The sequence below is a fragment of the Komagataeibacter sp. FNDCF1 genome (assembly GCF_021295335.1).
Classification (GTDB): domain Bacteria; phylum Pseudomonadota; class Alphaproteobacteria; order Acetobacterales; family Acetobacteraceae; genus Komagataeibacter.
The window spans coordinates 1,658,169-1,684,070 of sequence record NZ_JAIWOT010000001.1 but is presented as its reverse complement, the minus strand read 5'-3'; the positions used below and the strand labels follow the sequence as shown (position 1 = coordinate 1,684,070).

12 protein-coding genes and 3 pseudogenes are annotated in these 25,902 nt (G+C 61.2%); 7 read left to right on the top strand and 8 right to left on the bottom strand.

The window, feature by feature from the left end:
- Positions 1-12: 12 nt before the first annotated feature.
- The 6 genes and pseudogenes from LDL32_RS07895 to LDL32_RS07870 all read left to right on the top strand — a co-directional run bounded on the left by LDL32_RS07895 (position 13) and on the right by LDL32_RS07870 (position 5,496).
- Positions 13-261, top strand: a complete 249-nt coding sequence (locus LDL32_RS07895) for a type II toxin-antitoxin system ParD family antitoxin (protein ID WP_233065835.1) — start codon at positions 13-15, stop codon at positions 259-261.
- Positions 254-544 carry a type II toxin-antitoxin system RelE/ParE family toxin gene (locus LDL32_RS07890; protein WP_233065833.1) on the top strand — a complete coding sequence of 97 codons (291 nt, stop codon included), beginning with the start codon at positions 254-256 and terminating at the stop codon, positions 542-544. The genes LDL32_RS07895 and LDL32_RS07890 overlap by 8 nt, the downstream gene beginning before the upstream one ends.
- A gap of 157 nt (positions 545-701) precedes the next feature.
- A pseudogene (gene traG / locus LDL32_RS07885) lies at positions 702-1,967 on the top strand (IncP-type conjugal transfer protein TraG); the annotation flags it as partial.
- A gap of 112 nt (positions 1,968-2,079) precedes the next feature.
- A complete protein-coding gene (gene istA / locus LDL32_RS07880) occupies positions 2,080-3,603 on the top strand; it encodes an IS21 family transposase (RefSeq protein ID WP_233064639.1) in 1,524 nt (507 codons plus the stop codon).
- The gene (gene istB / locus LDL32_RS07875) at positions 3,593-4,372 is read left to right on the top strand and encodes an IS21-like element helper ATPase IstB (RefSeq protein ID WP_007396536.1); all 780 of its coding nucleotides are present in this window, start codon (positions 3,593-3,595) and stop codon (positions 4,370-4,372) included. The genes istA and istB overlap by 11 nt, the downstream gene beginning before the upstream one ends.
- Before the next feature lie 326 nt (positions 4,373-4,698).
- The gene (locus LDL32_RS07870; protein ID WP_233065831.1) at positions 4,699-5,496 is read left to right on the top strand and encodes a DNA adenine methylase; all 798 of its coding nucleotides are present in this window, start codon (positions 4,699-4,701) and stop codon (positions 5,494-5,496) included.
- Between the two features lie 88 nt (positions 5,497-5,584).
- Here the strand turns inward: LDL32_RS07870 and LDL32_RS07865 are convergent.
- The 7 genes and pseudogenes from LDL32_RS07865 to LDL32_RS07835 form a co-directional block, all read right to left on the bottom strand.
- Positions 5,585-5,815, bottom strand: a pseudogene (locus LDL32_RS07865) (IS3 family transposase); the annotation flags it as partial.
- A 27-nt stretch (positions 5,816-5,842) separates the two neighbouring features.
- On the bottom strand, positions 5,843-7,948 hold the full coding sequence (locus tag LDL32_RS07860; protein WP_233065829.1) for an HlyD family efflux transporter periplasmic adaptor subunit: 2,106 nt from the start codon (positions 7,946-7,948) through the stop codon (positions 5,843-5,845).
- A 22-nt stretch (positions 7,949-7,970) separates the two neighbouring features.
- Positions 7,971-8,771, bottom strand: a pseudogene (locus tag LDL32_RS07855) (IS5 family transposase); the annotation flags it as partial.
- 165 nt (positions 8,772-8,936) lie between these two features.
- On the bottom strand, positions 8,937-10,187 hold the full coding sequence (locus LDL32_RS07850; RefSeq protein WP_233065037.1) for an IS701 family transposase: 1,251 nt from the start codon (positions 10,185-10,187) through the stop codon (positions 8,937-8,939).
- Positions 10,188-10,232: 45 nt separating this feature from the next.
- Positions 10,233-11,573, bottom strand: coding sequence for an efflux RND transporter periplasmic adaptor subunit (locus LDL32_RS07845; protein ID WP_233065826.1), 1,341 nt, complete (start codon positions 11,571-11,573; stop codon positions 10,233-10,235).
- A 20-nt stretch (positions 11,574-11,593) separates the two neighbouring features.
- On the bottom strand, positions 11,594-12,421 hold the full coding sequence (locus tag LDL32_RS07840; RefSeq protein WP_233065823.1) for an efflux RND transporter periplasmic adaptor subunit: 828 nt from the start codon (positions 12,419-12,421) through the stop codon (positions 11,594-11,596).
- Between the two features lie 98 nt (positions 12,422-12,519).
- Positions 12,520-14,085 carry a TolC family protein gene (locus LDL32_RS07835; RefSeq protein WP_233065821.1) on the bottom strand — a complete coding sequence of 522 codons (1,566 nt, stop codon included), beginning with the start codon at positions 14,083-14,085 and terminating at the stop codon, positions 12,520-12,522.
- Positions 14,086-14,521: 436 nt separating this feature from the next.
- On the opposite strand from LDL32_RS07835, the gene LDL32_RS07830 reads away from it, so the two are divergent.
- Positions 14,522-24,898 (top strand): DUF4347 domain-containing protein, encoded by a 10,377-nt coding sequence (locus LDL32_RS07830; RefSeq protein ID WP_233065818.1) that lies wholly within the window; start codon positions 14,522-14,524, stop codon positions 24,896-24,898.
- Positions 24,899-25,395: 497 nt separating this feature from the next.
- On the opposite strand, the gene LDL32_RS07825 is transcribed toward LDL32_RS07830, so the two are convergent.
- Positions 25,396-25,896, bottom strand: a complete 501-nt coding sequence (locus LDL32_RS07825; protein WP_233065816.1) for a CBS domain-containing protein — start codon at positions 25,894-25,896, stop codon at positions 25,396-25,398.
- Between the last annotated feature and the right edge of the window lie 6 nt (positions 25,897-25,902).

Here is a 25,902-nt window from a genome sequence, read left to right as displayed (position 1 = left end):
GGGGATATGACAATGGCTTCCATGAATGTATCCGTGCCGGATCCGATGCGTGATTGGGTTCAGCGCCGTATCGACAGTGGGCAATATGCAAGCGTCAGCGATTACGTGCGCGACCTGATCCGGCGCGACCAGACACAGGCCGAGGAACGGCAGGCGCTGGTCGAGGCCCTGGTCCAGGGCGAACGGAGCGGTGTCAGCAAGCGTACGATCCCTGACATCCTCGCCGCGATGAAGACGGCCCACGACGGGACGGATGCCTAGCTACGCGCTTTCCGGCGAAGCGGATTCCGACGTTCAGGCCATCATCGCGCTTTCGATCCGGAACTGGGGTTGGACGCGGGCCGAGCGCTATGTCCTCGACCTGCACGCGGCCTTCGAGACACTGGCGACCTATCCCGACATGGGAGCCGATATCGGCGATCTGCGGCCCGGCTATTTCCGCTTCGTCCATGACAGCCATGCCGTGTTTTATCGGAAGACGGGCGAGGGGATTTTCGTCGTTCGTGTCCTGCACCAGCGCCAGGAGCCGAAACACTACCTCTGATCGCGCGAGGTGAGGAATCGCTGCGCAGGTCGGCTGTGTATCGCGCGGTCTGACGTCATCGGTGCATCCGAATTTTGTCCGGATCTATCCGGGAAGCCCACCGTCTCAACGCGGGGATTGAAGTCAGCGGCGCCGATCCTCTTGATCGGTGGTCGTCATGAATCAGACCAAGATCCTCTGGGGATCGGTGTTGGCCGTCAGCATCGTGATCCTCGCCTTTACCTGGGCGGCGACCCAATGGACCGCCTGGCGGCTCGGCTTCCAGCCGCAGCTCGGCGCTCCGTGGTTCACACTGCTCGGCTGGTCGTTCTATTATCCGCCGGAATTCTTCTGGTGGTGGTTCGCCTACGATGCCTATGCCCCGGACATCTTCACCACCGGCGGTTACATTGCGGGCTCGGGCGGTGTGGCCGCCGTCATCGTCGCGATCACGATGTCCGTCTGGCGCGCCCGCGAGAAGAAACGCGCCACCACCTATGGTTCGGCGCACTGGGCCGACCCGCGCGAGATCCGCCGCGCCGGACTGCTCGCCCCCGATGGTGTGGTGCTGGGCCGCTCGGCCGATGCCTATCTCCGCCATGACGGACCGGAGCATGTAATCTGCTTCGCGCCGACCCGCTCGGGCAAGGGGGTTGGTCTGGTGGTGCCGACGCTGCTGACCTGGCCGGGTGCGGCCATCGTCCATGACATCAAGGGCGAGAACTGGACGCTGACCGCCGGCTGGCGCTCCCACTTCGGCCGGGTGCTGCTGTTCGATCCGACCAACCTCGCCAGCGCCGCCTACAATCCGTTGCTGGAAGTTCGGCGTGGCGAGCGCGAGGTCCGCGACGTACAGAACATCGCCGACGTGCTGGTCGATCCCGAGGGCGCCCTTGAGAAGCGGAACCACTGGGAGAAGACCAGCCACGCCCTGCTGGTAGGCACCATTCTGCATGTCCTCTATGCCGAGGAGGACAAGACTCTGGCCGGTGTCGCCAATTTCCTCTCCGACCCCCAGCGGGCGATCGAGACCACATTGCGCGCCATGATGACCACGCCGCATCTCGGCGCGAAGGGTGTGCATCCGGTGGTCGCCAGTTCGGCGCGGGAACTGCTCAACAAGAGCGACAATGAACGCTCGGGCGTGCTCTCCACCGCCATGTCGTTTCTTGGCCTCTATCGCGATCCGGTCGTGGCGCATGTCACGCGACGCTGTGACTGGCGCATTCGCGATCTTGTCGCCGACACCCATCCGGCGACGCTGTATCTGGTGGTGCCGCCTTCGGATATCAGCCGCACCAAGCCGCTAGTCCGCCTGGTGCTGAATCAGATCGGCCGCCGGCTGACCGAGGAACTGGAGGCGAAGCGGCGTCATCGTCTGCTGCTGATGCTCGATGAATTCCCGGCGCTGGGGAGGCTGGATTTCTTCGAGAGCGCTCTAGCCTGTTGATTTTCACTGAGAACTGACCCGGGTAGGGCGGAAATTTTCATCGAGATTTGACCCATGCCTTCACACTCCCCGGCAGCATCTGCTGGGGGTTTGAGGAGTGATTGACATGGAGCTTCTGAGTGTGATCCGTCGGTGGCACTGCCGGGATCATCTTCCGATCCGCGAGATCGAACGCCGGACGGGACTGTCACGCAATACGATCCGGAAATATCTCCGGGCACAGAGTATTGAACCGCAGTTCCAGTTACCCGAACGTCCCAGCCGACTGGACCCGTTTGCTGACAGGCTGAGGGGATGGCTGGTCCTGGAAGCCGCCCGCCCCCGCAAGAACCGGCGCACGGCGCGACGACTGCATGAAGACCTTGTGGCACTGGGTTATGATGGATCCTACGGACGGGTGGCCGCTTTCATCCGGCAATGGAAACACGAACAGCACCAGGCACGCCAGACAACGGGTCAGGGTGTTTTCGTGCCCCTGAGCTTCCAGCCCGGGGAAGCCTTCCAGTTCGACTGGGGTGAGGACTGGGCGGTCATTGCCGGCCGTCGCGTCAGGCTGCAGGTTGCCCACACCAAACTGTCCTTCAGCCGGGCCTTCATACTCAGGGCCTATCCCCTGCAGACCCACGAGATGCTTTTTGATGCGCTTGCCGAGGCCTTCCGCGTGCTCGGTGGCGTGCCACGGCGGGGTATTTTTGACAACATGAAGACCGCCGTGGACCGGATTGGCTCTGGCAAGGCACGTCAGGTCAATCTGCGCTTCATGGCCCTGGCCAGCCATTATCTGTTCGAGGCGACCTTCTGCAATCCGGCAGCGGGATGGGAGAAAGGGCAGATCGAGAAGACCGTGCAGGATGCCCGACGCCAGATCTGGCAGGATCTGCCTGCCTTTCCTGATCTGGGGGCGCTGAATGCCTGGCTGGAAGCCCGCTGCCTGGCCTGCTGGGAACGGCTGCAGCATATCGAACTGGCCCGGAGCATCGCCGAGGTCCATGCCAGCGAGCGTCCTCACCTCATGGTGCCGGGGCGTCCCTTTGACGGGTTTATCGAACAGACCAAACGCGTCTCACCAACCTGCCTGATCCAGTTCGAAGGCAACCGCTACAGCGTGCCGGCCTCCTTTGCCAATCGTCCGGTCAGCCTGCGGGTTTATCCCGACAGGCTGCGCATTATCGCCGAAGGGCAGGTTCTGTGCGTGCATGACCGGATCATCACGCGTTCGCATGGTGTGCCAGGCTGCACGGTGTATGACTGGCGGCATTATCTGGCGGTCATCCAGCGCAAACCGGGCGCCCTACGCAATGGCGCGCCGTTTGCCGAATTGCCGGCTGCCTTCCGGACCCTGCAGGATCAACTGCTCAGGCGGCCTGGAGGCGACCGGGAAATGGCTGAAATCCTGGCCCTCGTGCTGCAGCATGATGAGCAGGCTGTCCTCTGCGCGGTTGAACTGGCACTTGAAGACGGCGTGGCGACCAAGACCCATGTTCTCAATACGCTTCATCGCCTGATCGATGCCAGGAGAACCGTGGTTCCCCGGCTCGATGCCCCACAGGCCCTGGTGCTCGAACACGAACCGTGCGCCGATACAGGGCGGTATGACATCCTGCGAAGGGACAGCCGCCATGCGTCATGATCCTGCTGCTGCTTCACTTGTCGTCATGCTCCGTGGATTGCGGATGTATGGCATGTCCCAGGCCACGGCCGACCTCATCGAGCAGGGCGCACCTGCCTTCGAGGCGACTATTCCCATCCTCTCACAACTCCTGAAGGCGGAACTGGCCGAACGCGAAGTGCGCTCCATCGCCTACCAGACAAAGACCGCCCGGTTCCCCGCCTATAAAGACCTGTCCGGGTTCTCCTTTGCCGATACGCAGGTCAACGAGCCCATGATCCGCCAGCTCCATGGCGGGGACTTCATCGAGCGTGCTGAAAATGTCGTGCTGATCGGCGGTCCGGGAACCGGGAAAACCCACCTGGCGACCGCGCTGGCCATCCAGGCGATCACCCATCACCGCAAGAAGGCGCGCTTCTGGTCAACGGTCGACCTGGTCAATGCGCTCGAACAGGAAAAGACCGCCAACCGGGCCGGGCAGATTGCCGACAGGCTGCTCCGCCTGGATCTCGTGATCCTTGATGAACTCGGTTATCTCCCCTTCAGTGCGTCTGGGGGCGCCCTGCTGTTCCATCTGCTCAGCCGCCTCTACGAGCGCACCAGTGTCATCATCACAACCAATCTGAGCTTCAGTGAATGGGGAGACGTCTTTGGTGACCCGAAGATGACAACGGCGCTCCTCGATCGGCTGACCCATCACTGTCATATCCTCGAGACAGGAAATGACAGCTACAGGTTCCGCGCCAGCACCGCCGCGTCAAAAAACAGAAAGGACAGATCCTCTTCTTGACCGCCCGCCCGACTATGCCTGAAATAGCAGCTGGCTGGGTCAATTCCTGATGAAAAACCCGGGTCAGTTCTCAGTGAAAATCAACAGTCTATGCCCAAGCTATCGCGGCCCGGCTGCTGGTGCATGAACTGGATGCCAGCGAAGGACGGCCGCCACGGCAGTTTGAGCCGCTGCCGCCATATCCTATTCCCGCCACGTCGCCGGACACGGTCGAGACGGCGGGGGTTGCAGGTGTTGACGCACCTGAACCGCGTGCCGGAAGCACGCACGGATAAACCGCCCCGCCACCGCTGCAGCGGCGAGGGCTATATCGGTGACTGTTATCAATGGAGTCCAGACTTGAAGCCTGTCGGCCTGTAAAACCGGCAGCCCCCTATATCGGTGGAAAACGCAATCTTGCCCGTCGACTCGTCGCGCGCATTGGGAGCATTGAGCACCCTATTTATGTCGAGCCTTTTGTGGGCATGGGAGGTGTGTTCCTCAAGCGACCCTTCAGGGCCGATGTCGAGGTGATCAACGACTACAGCCGGGACGTGGCGAATCTCTTTCGTATCCTCCAGCGCCATTATGTTCCGTTGATGGATATGCTGCGCTGGCAGGTGACCAGCCGTGATGAGTTCGAGCGGCTGAAAGCTGCCGAGGCATGCAGCCTGACCGATCTGGAACGCGCCGTGCGGTTTCTCTACCTGCAGCGTCTGGCTTTTGGCGGGAAGGTCAATGGCCGGAACTTTGGGGTATCATTGCGTCCCGCCCGGTTTGACGTGCATACGCTGGAGCCTGTCCTGGCCGATATCCATGCCCGCCTTAGCCGTGTGACAATCGAGTGTCTGCCATTTGCCGATGTACTGAGGCGGTATGACCGGGTGGATGCGCTGTTCTATCTCGATCCGCCCTACTGGAACTGCGAGGACGATTATGGCGCACCGTTCCGGCGTGAGGACTTCCATGCGCTGCTGGATGGCCTGACGAGACTGCAGGGCAGGTTCATCATGTCACTGAACGATACGCCCGAAGTGCGTCAGATGTTCGGTGGGTTCGATATTGAGACCGTTGGCGTGTCCTATTCGCTCAGCAGAGAGGCGCACGCACGTGGCCCGCGTGGTGAAGTTCTGATCTCTAATTAGCCTATGAGAGGGGCCTTGGTGGTCTCTTGACAGGAAGGTGGAACCCCTCAAACGGGGTTTCATCTCGTGTCCCGCAGTTCCAAACCTATCGGCGCGCTACATCCGCCTTCAGGCTTTTGAAAAATGTTTCGACAGCAGCGTCGTCAAAACAGTTTCCCTTTCCGGACATTGAAGCCAGCAATCCATGGGCCAGCAGCTTTTTCTGGAAATCACGGGAGCTATACTGGCAGCCATGATCGGAGGGGAAAATGCAGCCGGGCGTCGGGTCACGCAGCCGCACCGCCATATCCAGGGCACGGATGGCCAGATCCTTTTTCATGACAGAAAGAGATGCTTCGCATTTCTGTTACAGGCCAGCTTCTCCCATAAAGACCGAGACAATCTTGCGATAGGTCCGCTGCACAAAGCTGGTGGCGGTGGCGTGGATGCGGACCATCCCCTTCATGCGCCGCCTGACCGGTGGCAGCGGCCCATCTGGCAGGATAATAACTTGATAGACCGCTTCTTCCGGCACGATCCTGTGGCTGGTCTCGTCCCGGTGCGCCTTGATATGCCCACCATAAAGGGATGCCTGTTCCACCGCTTCGAGTTCAGGAACGGATGCGACCGAAATCGACTGTACATGCCCCGTTATTCTCATGGTGCCGGGGCTGTCTGCTATAAAAGTGGTCTTTGCTCCGGGCTGTATGAAGCTGATGTCCGTTTCATGCACGTATGCCTCAATGGCGGCATGGTCTTCTGTTATGATTGATCCAATATAATCATGCTGTTTCAATGTATCACCGACATGAATATCCGGTGGAACATCCACCAGCATGCCGCTAAAGGGAGCGGTGAGGGTCAGTTGTTTTATCGCGGCTTCAGCCCGCAGGCATTCGGCTGTTTCCTGCTCGATCCTGTCGCGCGTATCATCAAGCGAGGCCGTATCTTCCGTGCCAAACATCCGTTCTGACAGCGTGGCCTCCAGTGTCGCCAGCCGTGCAACTGACACGGCACGATCATGGTCAAGCTGGGGGGAGCGCAATTCGGCCACGGTCTCGCCCGCCCGTACCATGCTGCCTGTCGGGAGCAGGTGCACCACCTGACCCGGATCCTGTGTATAAAGCATGCTCTGCCCCTCCGCCCGCAATATGGCAGGTGCGCGAACAGAGTGACTCCATGGCAGTACGAGGAGGGCAAGCAGTATTGCAAAAGCGGCCCCCGTAACATGTACACGGCGGTTGCCGGGTGCATGCAGGCCCTGCCGTACCCATTGCGCCAGTTCCCCCATGATGGGGCGGGCAACAAAGAACCAGATTTCAATTCCCATCAGGACCACGCCCAGCGCGGGAAAGACCGCATGATAGACAACCAGTGCAATACCGGTGAACAGGAAGAAACGATAAAGCCATGTTGCCATGCTGTATCCGGTCAGCATGAGCCCCCGATATGCGGGAAAGACCTCGGGCGGAGGGGTATCCATACCAAACAGGAACTTGCGGGTGCGCCAGCGTGTCCATGCAAATGCGCGTTCCTGCAGGTTGGGAATGCCTATAAGATCGGACAGGATATAATACCCGTCAAACCGCATCAGCGGGCTGAGATTGACCGACAGGGTAAGGATCCATGTCGAACTGCTTAATGTAAACAGCCCATCACGGAGCGGACCGTCGGGCACGATGCTCCAGACAATGGTGGCCAGCGTGGCCAGTATGATTTCGGCCACCATGCCAGCGCAGTCAATAATCAGCCGGTCGCGCGCACGTACCAGCCGCCACGCATCGGTTGTATCGGTCCATAAAACGGGGCACAGGACCAGAAAGGCAACCCCCATTGCGGGTACCCGGCAGCCAAGATGCCGTGCCGCGATACCATGGCCCAGTTCATGCACCATCTTGCTGCATGTCAGCGCCAGAGCAATCCCGATCGCGCCTTGCGGGGTGATGAGATTCACGAACCCTGCAGCATAAAGGCTCCATTGCTGCACGATCAGAACAGCCGCCAGTCCTACCGCCAGTACAAGACCGGTACAGAACCGGCGGGTAAAAAGCCAGTTCGTTAGTGGCACGCAGCGTTTGAGAACAGGATCGGGATTGCATAACCGTACCCGCAGGAACAGGTAATGATGCACGATCCATGACAGCAATGGCGGCTTGCGTGCCTGCCGGGCCAGCAGGGCACTGTCCGCGCTGGTCTGGGCCGTGGTCAGCCCGGCCTGGCGCAGGAAGGCGGCAAAGGCCGTGACATCGGCGGGCTGCGCATCAAACGTGGTCTGTTCACGCACAACGCGGGCAATCGTGCCCGGGTTGCCCAGGTCCCAGCGCTGCAGCATTTCCATTTCCATGCTGCCAAGGCGCACGTAACGGTGGCGGGTGGGGTCATAGAGTGTCCATGTCGGCGCGCCGGTTACAACGGGGCCCCGTAACAGTTCCAGGTCATCACGAAGGGCAGGCCAGGGGGGAGATGCGTTCATGCGCCGCCCTGCGGGCCAGCTAGGTTTCGTGGACAAAGGGTATCCACTGGAGTGCTGACACGAGACTGACGAAGCCAAGATATGATTCCTTGGTTTTGTCATATCGGGTGGCAACGCGTCGCCAGTTCTTGAGTTTGTTGAACAGGCGCTCGACGAGATTGCGCCAGCGATATTTGGTTTTATCATGAGGTACAGGATTGCGACGGTTGCTTTTGCTCGGGATGACGGCTTCGATTTCGGCCTTGGCAAGTTCCTCGCGAATGAGGTCGGCATCGTAACCTTTGTCTGCCAGTAACGCCTCGATCTTGTCAGCGATCATGCGGAACAGCGGGCCGAAACCCTGAATATCGTGGGTCTGTCCCGGCGTCAGGACAAAACCGAGAGGGCGTCCCCTGGCGTCGCATCGGGCGTGCAGTTTGGTGGTGAAACCACCGCGCGATCGGCCAAGCGCCTCGGTTTCCTGTGTCCCTTTTTTATACCGATAGCACAATGATGTGCCCGGACCACCGTGCTGTCGATCATGTCGGCAGTGGTATCCCGCTCGACCATTTCAGCCAAGGTTTCGAGCATCGCATCGAACACGCCTGTCGTCACCCATCGTCGGTAGCGTCGGAACACGCTGTTCCACTTGCCATAATCATCAGGCAGGTGGCGCCACTGCGATCCGGTTCGGGCAATCCACATCATGCCTTCGAAATACAGACGATTGTCTTGCGCAGGACGGCAGCCACGACCCCTCTCAGGCGGAAGCAGCGCCCCGATGATGGCCCATTCCTCGTCCGAAAGCCCAATTCGCTCGCCCAACAACGCCTCCAAAAGGCAGCTTTGAATCAATCATGGACGTTACTGTCAACCTTTGTCCACGAAACCTAGCACTACAGTTGCATTTTATGGCGAGAGTGCGCGCGGATGGCACTGGCCTGATGTGTTCGTCGAAAGACGGACCATCTGAGAATGTGAGCGACGGGTAACCTGCGTTGTGAGAGTTTTACGACGAGGCGCCTGATTTCCTGGATGGACCAGCGGACGAGGACTGTCGTGTCCTGTGCGGTGTTTTTTTCGGTTTCAGTGAGTTTGCCTGGTAACGGACACTGGCCATGACGGCATAGGCCAGCATGACCAGGGAGACATGCCGATGCCATCCATGCCAGGAGCGGGTTTCGTTATGATCGAGACCGAATTCGTTTTTTGCAGTCTCGAACCCTTCTTCAATTCTCCAGCGCGTCCCTTCGACGTTCACCAGTTCCTGCGTGGTTGTCCCTTTCGGGCACCAGGTCGTAAAATAGGCAAGGTCCCCGTCAGCGATGTTCCGGCGGATCAGCAGGCCACGTGTCCATGGTCCGGCTATAGGGCAGTCAAATTCTTCAGCATCCAGGTCAGCAAGCGGAAGATACGCCCAGTCATACAGCCGCTCACCTTTTGTGCCGTGCCCCGCTGACAGACGACGCCAGGCCTGGTCTGGCAGTCCTGCTGCAATATCTTTCGCCTCTCCGGCAATCAGCGGTTCCATTGCCCATGATCCGAACCAGTGATTGCCCTTGACCCCAAGGACATATCCGATTCCTGCCCGGCGAAGCGTGCGTTCCACGTCGCCCACGCCGTAAACGCTGTCCGCAGCAACCCAACGGAAAGGCACACCAGCATCCAGACACCGCTCGATCATCTTCGATGCCAGTGCCGGTTTGGTCGCAAACACTACGTCATCAGGAACGTGAACCCGCTTCATGCGCTCAGGCTTTGATGTCCAGTCTTTTGGAAGATACAGGGCGCGGTCGATAAAGGCATGCCCCCGTTCCGAAACATAAGCGCCAAACACACCGATCTGGCAGTTCGTGATCTTGCCGGCGGAACCCGTATACTGCCGCCCCACGCCGCAGGAGGCCTGGCCTTTCTTCAGAAAACCGGTCTCGTCAATGACCAGTACGCCCTCTTCAGTGCCCAGATGCTCGACCACATGGTCCCTGACGACATCACGAAGGACATCGGCATCCCATTGCCCGCGACCCAGAAGCGCCTGTTGCCGCCACGGACCAGGATCTCCTGCTGCTTCCGCACGCATCCATCCTGTCTTGCGCGGTTCGTTACCAATCAGGACATCAAGGAAGGCACACGCAGAAGCCGCAACACGCTTCTGCGTAAACAGCGGTACAATCCGCTTCTTTGCTGCCCGAAGCCCGGATGCCCACAGTTCCAGCGTCTCTTCAACTGACGCCCCGCCATTCATGAAATCCTGAATCATGGTGAGCCATAGAGTCAGAACTCATCATAAAATGCAACTGTAGTGCTAGAAGGAAAGCCATTGCCGTACCATGCCCAGTGGTTTGCGCAGGGCCCACAGCACCAGCATGTGCCGTGGGCCATAGATGCGCGCGGTGCCGCGCAGGCCAAGGCGGATGTCGCCGTTCAGATCGGCACGCAGGGTATAGGCCAGCGTTCCCGCAGGGGTGGGCGTGCTTGCGTAGGAGGTAAAGACCAGATGCCCTTCTGCCGGATGATCAGGGTGCACATTGTCAAAAAAACGCACGCGCGCATCGGGGGCGAAATGTGCGATCTCGGTTGCGGGCAGGCGGATCTCGATCCGGCGGGATAGGGCAGGGGCGACCATGAGAATACGCTCGCCAGCTTCCACCGGGCGGCCCACCCACTCCGAAGGATCGTTGTAAAGCGCCAGCCCGTCTATCGGGGCGGTCAGGGTGGCGCGGTGCAGCAGTTCGCTCTGGTAGCGCATCTGGGCCGCTTCCTCATCGATACGGCCCTTGAGTTCACCAGCCTGAGCGCGGGCCCTGGCATCGAGCATGCCGGCCTGAATGGCTTCATCATATTGGGTCCGCGCCACTTCCAGCGCCTTGCGGGCAACCTGGTACTGGCTTTCAAGCTGCGCCCGCTCCAGTTCCGCCACCGGTGTGCCGGCATGCACGGCGGTATTGGGGGCGACATCAAGCTGGTGGATAATGCCGGCAAAGGGCGCACGCACATAGGTGGGGGCAACCGGCACGACTTCGGCCGGGGCCAGAACCCATGAATGGACCGGGTAGAACGCCACCAGCACTGCGGCTACCAGTGCGGCACCGACGCGCCTGCGCAGCCGTGTATCGCGTGGCCTGGGTGGTTGAGAGGCAATAAGCTGGCGACTTTCCGCATACTCGCCACCAATCATGCCCAGGGCCTGGATGTCGGGCTGTGTCCACGCATCCGCTCGCGCAACAAGCAGCGTACCCACGTCGCCATGCCGCCCGATCAGCGGAATGAGCACGGCATGAGGAGCCATCCATTGCGCCCATTCACTGCGCAGTGCCGCAGGCAGGGTTGCGACATCAAGTACCCTGGCCTCCGCCTGCGGCGTGATGCTGTCGAACACCCGGCCCAGCCAGCGCACATAGGGGGCGGCTGCATCGAACACCGCCGTACCGGATACGGCTGCAATCCCTGGCCTGTCCGTGCGGTAAAGGGCAGCCTGCTGGTAGGGAAGGAGATTATGGCTCTCGTTGACCAGCACGAAATCCAGTTCATCGGGCGGGCAGGTCCGCAGGCGTTCGCACAGATGCACAAGGGCTGACAGCCGCAGTAATGCGGCCTGCCGCCCCTGCTGCATGCGTGCGGGATCAGGCGGGGGAGAGGAGGTCATGATCCGTCAGCCATCCGCCCTCATTGACCAAACTGGGCTTCTCCTGTCATGCCCGGCAGCAGGTCAGGGGCGGGATGGGTAAGTTTTCCATATACCTTGATGGTCTTGCTGACGGGGTCCACCTTGCCCGAAATGCGGCTGACGGCTGCGGGATAGGTGGTATCCGTTTCCAGTATATGGACCTTGAACGGTGTGCCGGGCTGCAGGTGGCGCAGTTCCATGGACGAGACAATCATGGACAGTTCAAGTGAGGTATCATCCAGTATTTCCAGCATGGGTGTTCCTGCTGAAAGGTACTGGTAGTTATGTACCATTGTATTTGAAACACGTCCGTCAAACGGGGCCTCGATCACGCACTGGGCCACAACGGCGCTGGCCATTTCCAGGTCAGCATTCGCCGCGCGTTCATCGGCCGCGGCCGAGCGCAGGTCCGATACGCTCCATTGGCCCAGCGCCTTCATCTTGTTCTGTACATCCAGCAGGCCACGGCGCTTGATATATTCGGCATGGGCGTGGGCCAGGGTTGCCTTCTGCTGACCACACCGGAATTCGGCCAGAATGTCGCCCTTGTGAAAATGGTCACCGTCGCGGAAAGGAAATTTTTCAAGCTGCCCCGACATGCTGGCGCTGATCTGCGCACTCATGGGTGCGGTTACCTGTACGCTGGGGGCATGGACCGCCGTGCTGTCCGGCTCTGGCGAGGTGGTGATATCAGGCTGCGGCAGGGGGGCTGATGCCGTGGCGGCCGGTATCATGTCAGCGGGTGGCACCGGTCTTGCGGTCTGGGCCAGGACCCTGCCGGGCATAAGCGCAAGCGCCAGTGCGGAGACGAACAGATACATACGCATATATACAACCGGCCTTCCAGAATAAAAGGCGCCAGTACCGCCTGGGGCGATGTGGCTTTATAACATTACTTTTCAATAATAAGTTAAAAGCTGGCAGATCAGCCGGGTGCGGGGGCAGGCTGCGCCGTATCCGTCTGCGCAACGGGGGTGGCAGGCGGCGGTGCCTGCTGCACCGGTACCGCGACGGGCACCGTGCTGCTGCCTGCATCCGGTTTCTTGACATTATCAGGCAGCGTCAGGTCAGGCAGGCGGCCGTTTTCCCACAGGGCAATGGAATGCTCGACCTGCGCCGTCAGGTGTTTGAGATCCTGAATATCGGCGTTGGCGGGCACAAGGTCCACACCGATGGAGGCATACAGGTTGGCCAGCGCCTGATGGGTATGCGCAAGGCTGCGGCTGTATTCAAGCTGGCCCAGCAGGGCCGCCATCTGGTGGCGCACGCGATTGGCCTCGGATTGTGCCCCTGCAGCAGAGGCGGAGATGGCAAGCTGCTCCATCTGCAGGCTGACATCATTGATCTGCCGCGAGGATTTGAGGAAATCCACAGCCGTGACGTATTTCTGCGCGCTCAGGTTGATCTGGGCCAGGATGGCGACACTCAGCGCAAGGCGACGCATTTCGGAGAGTTTGACATTGCCCCGGGCCACAGCGATGGCGCGCGGCCCCTGGATCATGTTGATCAGGTTGACGGTCGCCCGGACCCCGATCTGGCCCCATATATGGTGGTAGAGCAGGGCATTTGAATCAAAGTTGCCGTTCCCGATGGCACCGATACCGGGCATCATCTTCAGGATTTCCTTGTAGACATCCTGCCGGTCAACCTTCTGCTGGTATACTTCCATGCGCAGTTCGGGGCGCATGACCAGCCCCATGCGTTCCAGCGTGGGAATGTCCAGGTTACCCAGTGGCTGCACATCCTGCGGGTGGGTGGCGAGATTGAGCTTTTCATCCTGCGGCACGTTGATGAGGGAGGCGAGCTGGATCTGTGCGCCGACCAGTTCATCCTTTATGCGCCGCATCTCACCCAGGATCTGGATGATGTTCTGCTGGTAATCAAGCAGCGTGAGGGGGGACTGCAGGTGCGCGTTACCCGCATCCTGAGATGCAGCCAGCATGGTTTCCGCATCATGAATGATGGGGTCGAGACGGGGCAGCATGACCTGGGCTGCAGCGGCTTCCCAGTAATTTGTGGTTACGGCCTTGACCAGGTCATTGATGGCACGCCTGCGGCGTTCGACGGCAATCAGCGCGCGGAAGGCCTGCTGGCGGGCGGAGAAATAGCTGATCCCCGCATCCATCGCGTTCCACGAAAAGCTGATATCCCCGCTGCCATGGCTGGGCATTTCGGAATAGGAATAATCCAGTGAGCGCTGGTTGCTGAATTCGTCAATACTTTCAGCAGCATTGTTGTTGCTTCTGTCGGTATAGCCCGCATCGGCCGCAAGGTGCGGCAGCATCTGCATCAGGGCCAGATCGAGCTGCTTTTCCTGCTGGTTGATCTCAAGCTTGGCGACCTGTGAGTCATAGTTGAACTTGAGCGCGCGCGCGATGGCGGTGCCCAGTGTCAGGTCACCGTCCAGCGGCAGGTAACGTGCTTCGATTGTCGCGTGATCCGCATCGGCACGTTTTATATGATCCGCCAGAGGCATGGGCTTGGGCCGCATGCCGCACCCTGCCAGAAGCATGATTGCGGAAAGCGCGGCGCAGGAGGCAGTCAGACGTACTGTGCCACGGGTAAGCGGATGCGTCACAGGATTTACCATGAATTTCCAGGTTATGTTCAGGCTGGCAAGAAACAATCCAAGAGATGGATGCAGGTCTGTAAATTAACTCAATATAAATGGGATCAACCCGGAACTGCCCGTCTGAATTTCCATTATACAGAGCACGATAACCAACTTCCGCATGGTAATTATGGTGCTGCCATATTCATGTCAACTTCATTCGTTGTAACACGCGGAAAAAAAATGTAGATGAAAATCAGGAATGGAATGCGCAGCCCTGGTGGCATGTGGCGTGGTCATGATGCAGGTCATGGAAGCCATATGGACTCCATGATCTGGTATTTCTGCGCAAAATGTTGATAAAAACGGATTTTCCATGCGTCTGATTCTTGAGCAGAGATATCTTTTTGATGGCAGTGTGGCGCATGTTTCCCATTACCACGGGACGGACAGGCATCACGACCATCAGGGGGAAAATGCCCATGATGCGCCTGTTGTGGATGAAGCTGTCGGCGCCTTGCCCGATCTGCCCGCAACCTCTGGTGTCAATCGGGCGATGCATGAGCGCGATGGTGGAAAAAAAGACAGTTTTACCGATATCGTTTTTGTAGATTCCCGGGTCAGCGACTGGCGCGAACTCACGGCCTCGCTGGGCGATAACGTGGGCGTGGTTGTGGTGGACAATACGCGTGATGGCATGTCCGTCGTCTCGCGCGTGCTGTCGCACCAGCACGACCTCAGCAGTGTCAGCTTCCTTACCTACGGACAGGCAGGCCAGATCGCGCTTGGCAGCACGACCATCAATGCCGCCACTCTCATGGCGGACAGCACGCAGGTGGCGCAGTGGGGCGATGCACTGGGGGCGAAGGGGCAGATCCTGTTCTGGGGCTGCGACGTGGGGCAGGGTGCTGCCGGGCAGGCACTGGTCGAGGACCTGCATATCCTGACCGGCGCGGGCGTTGCCGCCTCGACCGATGCCACGGGCCTTGGCGTGCTGGGGGGGGACTGGACACTGGAGCGCACGGCAGGACTGGACGGCAATGCGGTGGACACGCCGTTCTCTGCCGCGGCCGAGGCCGGTTATGACAGCGTACTCGACAGCCCGACGGCCACAGTCACCATTGCCAGCCCCACCGATACCAGCAATCTGCTGGGCAATGCCTTTTCCCAGACCATAACCTTTTCCAACAGCGCGCAGGCCGGGGTGGGCTACGCGCCCTTTGTCGAGATATTTGCGCCGACCAACACCACGCAGGATACCCCACTTACCTCCGTCAAGTATCTGGGCCAGAGCCTGTCCACCAAGGCGGTCACGCTTGTCGAGGTTGACGGCAAGGTCGGGGCCTACAATCCGTACAGCAGCGGCACGGATGGCAAGCCGCAGTTCGTGCAGGCACCTGCGGGCTTCCAGGCGGGCGATACCATGTACGTGGTTTCCCTGCCGTTTGGCAGTTACACGCCAAAGCAGCCGACCCTTGCGCTGACGGCGGAGTTTGCCAATAACACGACCGAATCCGTCAAGACGCCCACGGGCGCGGGCGACCCCGTTACCATTGCTGTGGCCGGTGGCTACCAGTATGGCGCCGATGCGCTCAACGATCCCGGCACCGACCCGACCATCCAGGGGGCTGCCGTCACCAATACCGTTGACCAGAATCTCGTGCAGGTGACCGCCGGTATCCTTACCGCGCCGCGTGGCGAGGATGAGGTGCCCACCGGCCCGGATTATCCCGCCACCTACGAGGTGACCGTCACCCCCGCCGAAGTGACGCAGGGCAACGCCATCAAGAACATGACGCTGAATGTCACCCTGCCTGACAGCGTCAATTACAACAACAGCCCCATTACCCTGACCGGGGCCGATGGCTCGACCATCAGCGGCACGGCCACCTATGTGCCGCCCGCCGACGGCTCAAAGGAAGGCGGGTCGGTCAAGATTACGCTCGATAGCGTGGCCTACAGCGCAAGTGCGCCCTACAGGATTGATATTCCGGTCTATGTGGGCCAGACGGATGCAGCGGGAAATTCGATTCTCAATGCCTCTGGCGGCACGACATCGCCCACCACCATTCCGGGCGCCACCATATCCTATGCCGGCACCTGGACCCCGCCCGTGGCGGAAGGGCAGACAGCCACGGCCGTTGCGCTGGACCAGACGGTGGACACATCGCCCACCACGTTCCAGGCCAAGGCCTTCGCGGTGCAGGAGACGGATACGATCACGAATGCGGATGGCAGTGCCACCGGCCTGCCCGCCGGGCAGGTCATGCCCGGCGATACCATCACGCATGACATCCATATCGAGAATTCGGATTACTATTCCAGCACAGGCATGGTGGTCACCACCACGCTGAGTGATGGGCAGGCCCTGCAGCCGGGTACGAACCCCACCTTTACCTATACCGATGCCACCGGCACGTCCCGTACCGTGCAGCTGGGCAGCGCCTACTGGTCGGCCACGCCGGGCGAGAACGGGCAGACCGTGGTGAAAATGAACATTGCCCAGTATCTGGCCGATAACAACCTGCCAGCCATGGGTAAAGGCAGGCAGGACACGATCAGCTATGCCAGCACGGTGCTCGATAATTATACCGCCACCAACACCCCGGTGACCGAAGGCGATACGATCGGCAGTCAGGTCAGTGTCAGCGCGCAGGCAACAGGCCCCGATGGCACGACCTCGCAGGTGCAGGATGGTTCAGGCAGCACGCTTTCCGTGCCCGAGGGCACGACGGGGCTGAAGGTCGTGGCCATCAATGGCGTTGCCGTTGATGGCACGGATACGCCTGTCATCCACGCGGGTGACAACGTGACCTACGAGGCAACCTATACCCTCCAGACCGGCACCTATACTGACCTGAACCTCTCGTCCTATCTGCCCCTGCCGCTCTATGACACGAGCAACCCCACGGGCAACGGTGATTCCGCGTTCACGGCTGCCACCGGCACGGACCTGGCCCAGCAGGCGGCTGGCACCTACAGCGTGGTGAGCGTGCCAAACGGTGTCGATCCGAGCCGGATCACGGTCTCGACGCAGTCCGCGACCAACAGCATCAGCTTCGATATGGGCAACAGCGACACGCTCGCCACCAGTGATGCCGGCAAGCAGGTGGCCGTGCTGTTTACCCTCAAGGCAACATCAAGCCCCTTTGCCGATGGCCTGAGCCTGACCAGCCAGGAGCAGTCCACCCTGACCAACGGGCAAGATACCCAGACGGCCCAGTCCACCCTGCAGTCGGTTACCGTTGGCGAGCCCGCGGCCGTTATCAAGACGGGCGTGGTGTCGGTGATGAACGGCGCCAGTGCTGACAGATCCGTTACCTACACGCCCCAGGCAACGGGAGAGGGAACAGACACCGACCCCACCACCACCTTCAACGTGGCGGGATCGGGTGGCGGCGCCTATACATCGGTTCCCGCCGATGGCGTGAGCGGCCTTGGCGCGGTCAATGACCTCAATGCCACGGGGGCCGAGGGTGGCGATACCGTACGCATCGCCTCCACGGTGGAAAATACCGGCTCGGCCGGCATGTATGACCTGACGGTATCGGGCACCCTGCCTACCGGGTTCTCTACGGCGGATGTGAAGAATTTCCAGATCACGCGCCCCGATGGCACGGTGGTCTATTCTTCGGCGGCCGATGCCGCGACCGCCGCCAGCAGCTATTTCACCACCGGCGGGCTGACCATACCGGCCACATCGGCCACCGACCCGGTTCTGGCCAGGGGGCAGGACCTGACGATTACCTATGACCTGGCCCTGCCCACCGGCCAGAACCTGGGCGACACCCTGGTGGCCAGTGCAACGGTGGTGAACTTTGGCAACAGCGCCGGCGCAGTGGCGCAGGGCGACGGGTTCGTGACCAATCACGTGCCCATCGGCGGGCAGGCCTCCGACCTGACCGACCCGGCAAGCATCACCCTGCAGGCGCCCACCATCAGCAAGACCATCGGCCCATCCAACCTGCCGGAAAATGATGGTGTGGATACAGCCACCTCCAGCGGCACCATTGTCAGTGGTGAAACGCGGACCACCACCATTGCCGTAACCGTGCCCGAAGGCACGCTGAGCAATGGCGAGGGTGATGTGACGGTGGTGGAAACCCTGCCCGCGGGCATGGACTATGCCGGGGGCTTTACCGCCACCCTGACGGGCGTGAGCGCCTCAGGCGTCGATTCCAGCGGCCATCTGCCCGCGCCCACGGCGGTCAGGAACGCCGATGGCACCACCACCCTGACCTTTGACCTGGGCAAGACGGTCACCAATTCCAGTTCTGCCCCCGGCACCATAACGCTGGCCTATAACGGCTATTATGGTGAGAACAATGCACCGGCCAATGCCGCCACGATCACGTCATCGGCGGTGCTGAACTATAGCGTGCATGATGATACGGCCACCGTTGACGGGCCGGATAACACGAGCACCGTGGCCGAGCAGGCCGGCCCTGCCGACGTGACCGTAACCGAGCGCAAGCCCTCCCTCACCGAAACCATTACCGATGATACGAATGGCCAGGCGCTGTACAGCGGCCAGCAGGTCACTTATACCCTGAAGCTGAGCAACAACGGTGATGTCACGGCCTATGACATCGATCATGCCATTACGCTGCCGTCGGACCTGACGGGCGTTACCATCACGGGCGGGGGGCAGACCATCACCGTGGCCGCTGGCCAGACATCCGTCGCCCTGTCGCAGCTTGCCGCTCTCGCCCCCACGGATGCACCGGTCACCTACACCATTACCGGCACGGTGGCCTCCGACCTGCCGGCCGGCACGAAGCTTGCGGTAACGGATGACTATACCTGGCATTCGGCGCCCAAGAGCAACGAATTCATGCCGCCATCGGGCAGTTCGTCCGGATCGGGGGGTGCGCCGGTGACACCGCAGGACGTGCCTGAAGCGTTCAAGGGCACGGTCAGCGATGCGCCCGCGGTTGGCAATTTCACGTCCGTGCTCGACATCGTGGGGGAGAGCAACGCCACCACCAGCGGCATTTCCCCCACAACACCCGTTACTGCGGCCGATACCGTGCCCGGCGACCGGATCACCCTGCAGGGCGAGGTCTCGATCCCCGAAGGGCAGAACCAGGCCGTGACGCTGACCCTCACGGTGCCGGACAACGTGCAGCTTGACCCCACATCGCTGCGCCTGCTGCTGGCCAGCCCGAACGGGGAGATCACCTCGACCAGCCCTGGCAGTGCCGAGCAGTACACCGAGGGGACGACACCGGCCCTGACCATGTACGATGGCGGCAAGACCTTCGCGCTTACGGCTGCGGCGGAGGCCGCGCTTAACGGTACCGGTGCGGCCATAACCGGCGTGACAACGGATTCCTCCGGCCAGACCGTGCTCACCATCAATCTCGGCACCGTCACCAACAATGATACATCGCCCGTTCCCAACTATGCCATCATCCAGGTGGCGGGCACGGTGCTCAATACCACGGCCAACAAGGATGGTAATGCCGCCTTCAGCGAGAGCCTGACGGCCAGTACGTCACCAACCTCCACATCGACACCCATATCCACGTCCCCATCCACCGTAAGCGAAACGGTCAGGGAACCCGCGGTTACGCTGGGCAAGGCTGTCACCGCGATCAACTACACCGATGATACCGTCACCTTTACCGATACCCTGACCAATACAGGCGATGCCACGGCCTATGATGTCGCCCTCAATGACCCGCTGGTGGCGAAGCAGGAAACCGTTGATGGCGCTGTTGCGGCCACGGGTGCTGGCACGGTGGATACCAGGATCAATGCCAGCGGCAGCGTGGCGGGCGCGGATGCGGACGGCGTGACCACCAGTGGCCTGACGCTGGCCGCCGGTGCCAGCGAGACCGTGACCTATACGGTCAAGCTGTCCGACCTGACGGCCGGGCTAGCGCAGACCACGACCAGTGTGACGTGGGAATCGCTGGCCGGTGCCCAGCCTGCCACTGCGGGCGGAACGGAACAGAGCCGCGATGGCTCGGCCGGGCAGAACGGCACAACGGGCACCAACCCAGCCGATACCTATGAACGCTCGGTCACGATGGGGCTGGGTACCCTGTCAGGCCAGATCTGGCAGGCACTGGGCAACACGCCCGGTATCTATGACAGCGCCATCGATACCCCACTGAAGGGCGTAGACGTTATGGTTACCGCGCGCGGGCAGGACGGCACCTATGCCACCGGCCTTGTGCAGACCGGCATCCAGACCGATGACAAAGGCGACTATGTGGCGCTGGTGCCCGTTTATGGCACGCCTGCATCATCCCTATCCATGGCGGAAATTGACGTGCCCACCACGGGGGGAACGTCTGGCGTGCCCGCCGGCGAGACGGAGGTCTACAACCATGATGGCGGGGTAACGTCTGCCACAACCGTTGTCAGCCCCGATGCGGATTCAACCAGTGGCATAAGTGCCACCCATGCCGACCTGGCCTATGAACTGCCCGATACCGCGCCCACCATTGCAGGCTGGCAGGACACCACGCCCCATGCCACCACCGCTGGCACCGCCACGGCACTCGGCGATGGCGGCGTAACGGTGGATGATCACGAACTCGATACGCTGACCACACAGGAAAGCGGCACCTACACCTATGCCGGTACCATGCTGACGGTGCAGCGTTATGTTGATGGCAAGGCCGCCCCTTCGGCCACGGACAGCTTTGGCGCGGCGGGCACCGACGTGAGCATGGTGGGCGGACAGGTGAGCGTGAGCGGCATCGCAATCGGTACCTATACCGAAACGGGTGGCGTGCTGCAGTTCACGTTCAATGCAAACGCCACCAGGACCAACATCGCAACACTGGCGCAGGACCTGACCTATACCTACACGCCCACCGCGAGTGATCCGGCAACACAGCTTGACGTCACGCTGGGGGCCACGTTCTCCGATGGCAATACCAACCTTGCGGGCCAGCAGGCCACTACTGGCGCGCAGGGTACGGGGGGCGTGCAGACCAGCGCGCCCATGTTCACGCAGGTAAGTGTTGGCGGCGCCACCTTTGCCACCACCTTTACCGAACCCAATGATGCCCCCGCCACGACGGCCGAGATCAGTCTGGGTTCCCATATCTCGGTAGAGGATGCATCGGGCACGGGTACGGGATCGATCCGGCAGGTGGTGGTACAGATCGGTTCCGCCACGGCAGAGGACGTGCTGGCCGCCACCACGGCGGGCGGCATTACCGCGAGCCGCGACAGCGCAACCGGCACCCTGACCTTGACCGCGGGCGCCACCACCACGCTCAGGGACTGGCAGGGTACGCTGGCCAGCCTGACATATTACGACAGTTCCGATACGCCCGTCGCGGGTTCGCGCAATGTGAGCATATCGGTCTATGAAAACGGGACGAGTGCGCCCATCGTCACCAACGGCACGATTACGGTCACCGCCGTCAATGACTCCCCGGTCCTTGATCCCTCGGTCCCGGTTGCCCTGAATGATGCGCAGGAGGATTCAGCCCCGCCACAGGGCGCTGTGGGTACGGCGGTTTCCCGGCTTGTGGGCTATGCAGGGGCAACGGGGGGCGCGGGCAACGTGACTGACCCCGATGGCGCGGGCCTGACGGGCCAAGGTGTGGCGGGTGCGACAGCGCAGCCCGGCATCGCCATTACCAGTGCCGACGCCACACACGGCACATGGTGGTACAGCACCGATAATGGCAGCACATGGACCGAATTTGCCGGTAGTGGCGTGAGCAACGGAGTAGGCGCTGGCAATGTCCTCCACCTGATCGATAACGGGCAGGCACGGGTCTACTTCCAGTCCACAGACCCGAACTGGAACGGTAAGGTCAATGATGCCCTGACCTTCCGCGCGTGGGACCAGTTTGATGGTGCGGCCAATGGCAGCATTTCCGCGCTGCCCGCCGTGGCGGGGCTGGGCACGGGCATCAACACGCCGGGTTCCGCCTATTCATCGGCCACAGATAGCGTTGCGCTGATGGATGACAACGTGAATGACGCCCCGAATGTGGTGGCCGATAACAGCAACCCGGATGCGGCACCGGTAACGGGGGACCAGCCCGCTTCGTGGCAGGTTACGGAAGATACGCCGCAGTCGGCTACGGTGCAGGGGCTGTTCGGCGGTTATTTCTCGGACCGGACCGACCAGCAGGAGAATGCCACCAATCCCGATGGCTCCACCGCCAACACCATGGCCGGCGTGGCCGTTGTGGGCTACACGCCCACGGCGGCAGGTACCTGGTCATATTCGACCGATGGCGGCAGGACATGGACGCCGCTTTCGGCTTCCGTCTCGACCACGGATGCGCTTGTGCTTTCCAGGGACGCGCAGCTGCAGTTTACGCCCGCGGCCAACTATAACGGCCAGCCCGCCAGTGGTGATGACCTCAAGGTCGTGCTGATTGACAATTCGGGCGCCTCATCGGGCAGCCCGGTCCTTGTGGGGGCGAACGGGCAGGCCCTGACCACGGCGGATGGCACGCCGCTGACCGGTGCGGCGCTGGATTCCGGCACGATGGCCGTCGCGGGCGCCGATGTCTCGATGCGTGGCGGGCAGACAGCACTCAGCGTCGGCACGGTTGACCTGTCCACGGCGGTCACGCCGGTCAATGACCCGCCAGCCATGGCGGCTGGCCCCTATACGCTGCCGGACGTGACATCCAACGGTGCCGACGGCGCCAATACGGGCGCCACGGTTGCGGGCCTGTACTCCGATGCCGTGCAGGACGGGTCCGACGCCCAGCAGGGCACGGCCGACCCCACCGGTTCCACCGCCGACCATCTGGGCGGCGTGGCCATTACCGGCAATACGGCCAACCCCGCAACCGAAGGTACGTGGCAGTATTCGACCGATGGCGGCAGGACATGGACAGCCGTGCCCGCCGACGTGTCGGGCAGCAATGCCCTGGTGCTGGGCGATCAGGCTAAATTGCGCTTTGATCCCGTGCCGAACTTTACCGGCACACCGGGCAGCCTGACCACGAAGGTTGTCGAGACCTCGACCGACGTGCCGATAACCGGCACCAGCAACGGTATCGCCACCAGTGTGACCGGGCAGGCGCTTGATGGGACTGCCACGGCCCTGACGGGCGTGAACATAACCCAGATGCAGCATGACCACTCCAACGGGTCTGTCAGCACCAACAGCCAGCCGCTGACTGTCACGGTTACACCGGACAGCCATGTGGCGGTTGCCATTCCGCCGGGGCTGGAAGACCAGACCGGCACGAAGGAGACGGTCTCGCAACTGTTTACCTCGACGGACCCGAATGGGTTGGGCGGTGTTGCCATTACCGGTGATGCAACCCCGCCCAATGAGGGTACATGGATGTATTCCGTGGCCGGTGGCGCGGCGCAGGCACTTCCAGGCGGTCTTTCCGCCACCAATGCGCTGGTGCTGCCCAAGGATGCGCAGGTATGGTTCCAGCCCGCGCCGAACTTCAACGGTGACCCGTCGAACATCGCGCTGACGGCAACGGTGATCGATAACACGGCCGCTACCGCCTTTACCGGTGCGGATGGCAAGGCTGTGGCGGGTAATGCCATAACCGGTGCTGCAACAGGGGTTGATGTCAGCCAGACCGGCGGCGGCACCGCGCTGGATACGACATCCGTGCGGGTGACGACGGGTGTCATACCGGTCAATGACGCACCGGTGGCAAGCGGTAGCGCGACCCTGCCATCCGAATACACCAGCAGGCAGGACGTGAAGGGCGATAGCGTTGCCAGTCTGTTCGGGCCGACCTTTTCGGATCAGACCGATCAGCAGCGCAGCGCCTCCAACCCCGATGGTTCTGTGGCCGACCATCTTCAGGGTATTGCCATTGTGGGCAATACAGCCAACCCGACCACCCAGGGCACATGGCAGTATTCAACCGATGGTGGCAGGACCTGGCAGGATGTAGGCACGTCCGTTTCCGCCACGGCGGCCCTGGTGCTGCCTGCCGGCGCGGAACTGCATTTTGCCGCTGTGACCGGCTTTACCGGCATGCCCGGTGGGCTGTCTGCCGCATTGGTGGAAACCGGCAGCACGCTGGCGGCGGGTAATGCGGCACATGTGGTTGATGTCTCGGCATTGATGGCGGATGAGACCAGCCACGTCTCGCAGTCCCCCGTGATGCTGAATACGAACGTGACGCAGCAGGAGGGTAATCCCGCCCTTTCCGGTTCGACCCTGAACAATGATCTCAGTTCATCCAACCTGCTCAAGACATCGGTGGAGGATGCGTTCGAGAATGAGTTCCAGCGGGGTTTTGGCGTCGCGCACCAGACATGGATACGCGGCACGTCGCTTTATCGCTTTGTGACGACCAATCAGCACTATGATGTTGATGTGCCCGCCGGTGCCTTCATCAGTTCGGATGGAACGGACCTCAACCTGACCATTACGGCACGCCAGGCCGGTGGCGCGCCGCTGCCTGACTGGGTCTCGTTCGATGCGGATCGCCGTTGCTTTTCCATGACCGCGCCGGATGACGCCACCGGTTCCATCGACCTGACCCTTGTCGGTCGTGATGAATATGGTCATGAGGCGGAAGTCGATGTGCATGTGGTGATCGGGCACGAACATCCCGCGTGGCAGATGGCTGATGACCCGTCCGTTCCTCGGGCAGTGGAGCAGGCGATGCAGGTGGTGGAGCAGGACATGAACTGGCTTGCCTTCAATCCCGACTTCCATCGTGGCAGCCACCACGCGGCCGAGCCTGCTCCCGGCAAAAAGGGACTGCGTGCGCAGATGCGCCAGATTGGCCAGAGAGCGGCGCATGCGCGCAGCCGTGATCTGATCAATCACTGAATGCCAGGCTGTACGAACAGGGCGCCAGAGATACGAACGGCTCCTGCGGACGGCCGCGTCCGGTCATGGAACTCGGGGAGGGCGGGCGTGATGCCGGGGAACGTCGCGCTGGGCGTCTCATGAAGGATAACGGGATCCGGCCCGTGTGCATCCGTCGTCACAAGGTCATGACTGACAGCCACCGCCAGTCTGGCATTGTGGCCAGCCTTCTTGGACGGTGATTTCCCCGCTGGTGAGCCCCACCGGAAATAAGCGGGAGATATCAGTCATATCCCGGCGGTCTCGGCTCCCGCTTTTGAAGCAGGAATGGCATGATTACTTCCTGACCGGCGCAAAACCGTTGCAAGCCGGGTTCATTGACCGCCATTCATGGCAACAGGAACAGCAGTGTCATCCGATATGGGCGGAAGCGTGCAGGCCCCGGCATGTCATGTATGGAATGCATGACCCGTCGCAGGGGTAAGGTGGCTTTATATTGTCCGTGCAAACAGGAAAGATCAGCTTTTCTTATCCCCGCATTGCACGGGGGGCGGATCGTTGGGGGGCTGGACGGCCCCATGGTCGCTACCTGTTACATAGTCCTGCAGTTCACGCGCTTCCTGTTCCGCATTTTCGGCACGCAGCTTGACAATATCCCCAATACTGACCAGCCCCGCCAGTTTTCCGTTTTCCAGCACGGGTACATGCCGGTTGCGGGAATATGTCATGCGGCAGGCAATATCATAAATACTGTCATCGGGTGTTGCGGTCGGCATATCCTTTGTCATGATATCCCTGGCTGTCAGGGTGGCTATGTCCGCACCGCGTTGGGATAGCGCATGGACAATGCCCTTTTCCGATACAAGACCGACCAGCTGTTCATCAGGGCCAAGAACGGGCGCACCGCCGATATTATGCTGCGCCAATATGGTGGCGACACCCAGTATGGGGTCATCTGCCCGGACGGTAATGACCGTACTGCCTTTTTGCGCCAGTATGTGAAAGACACGAGAGGACATGGGAAA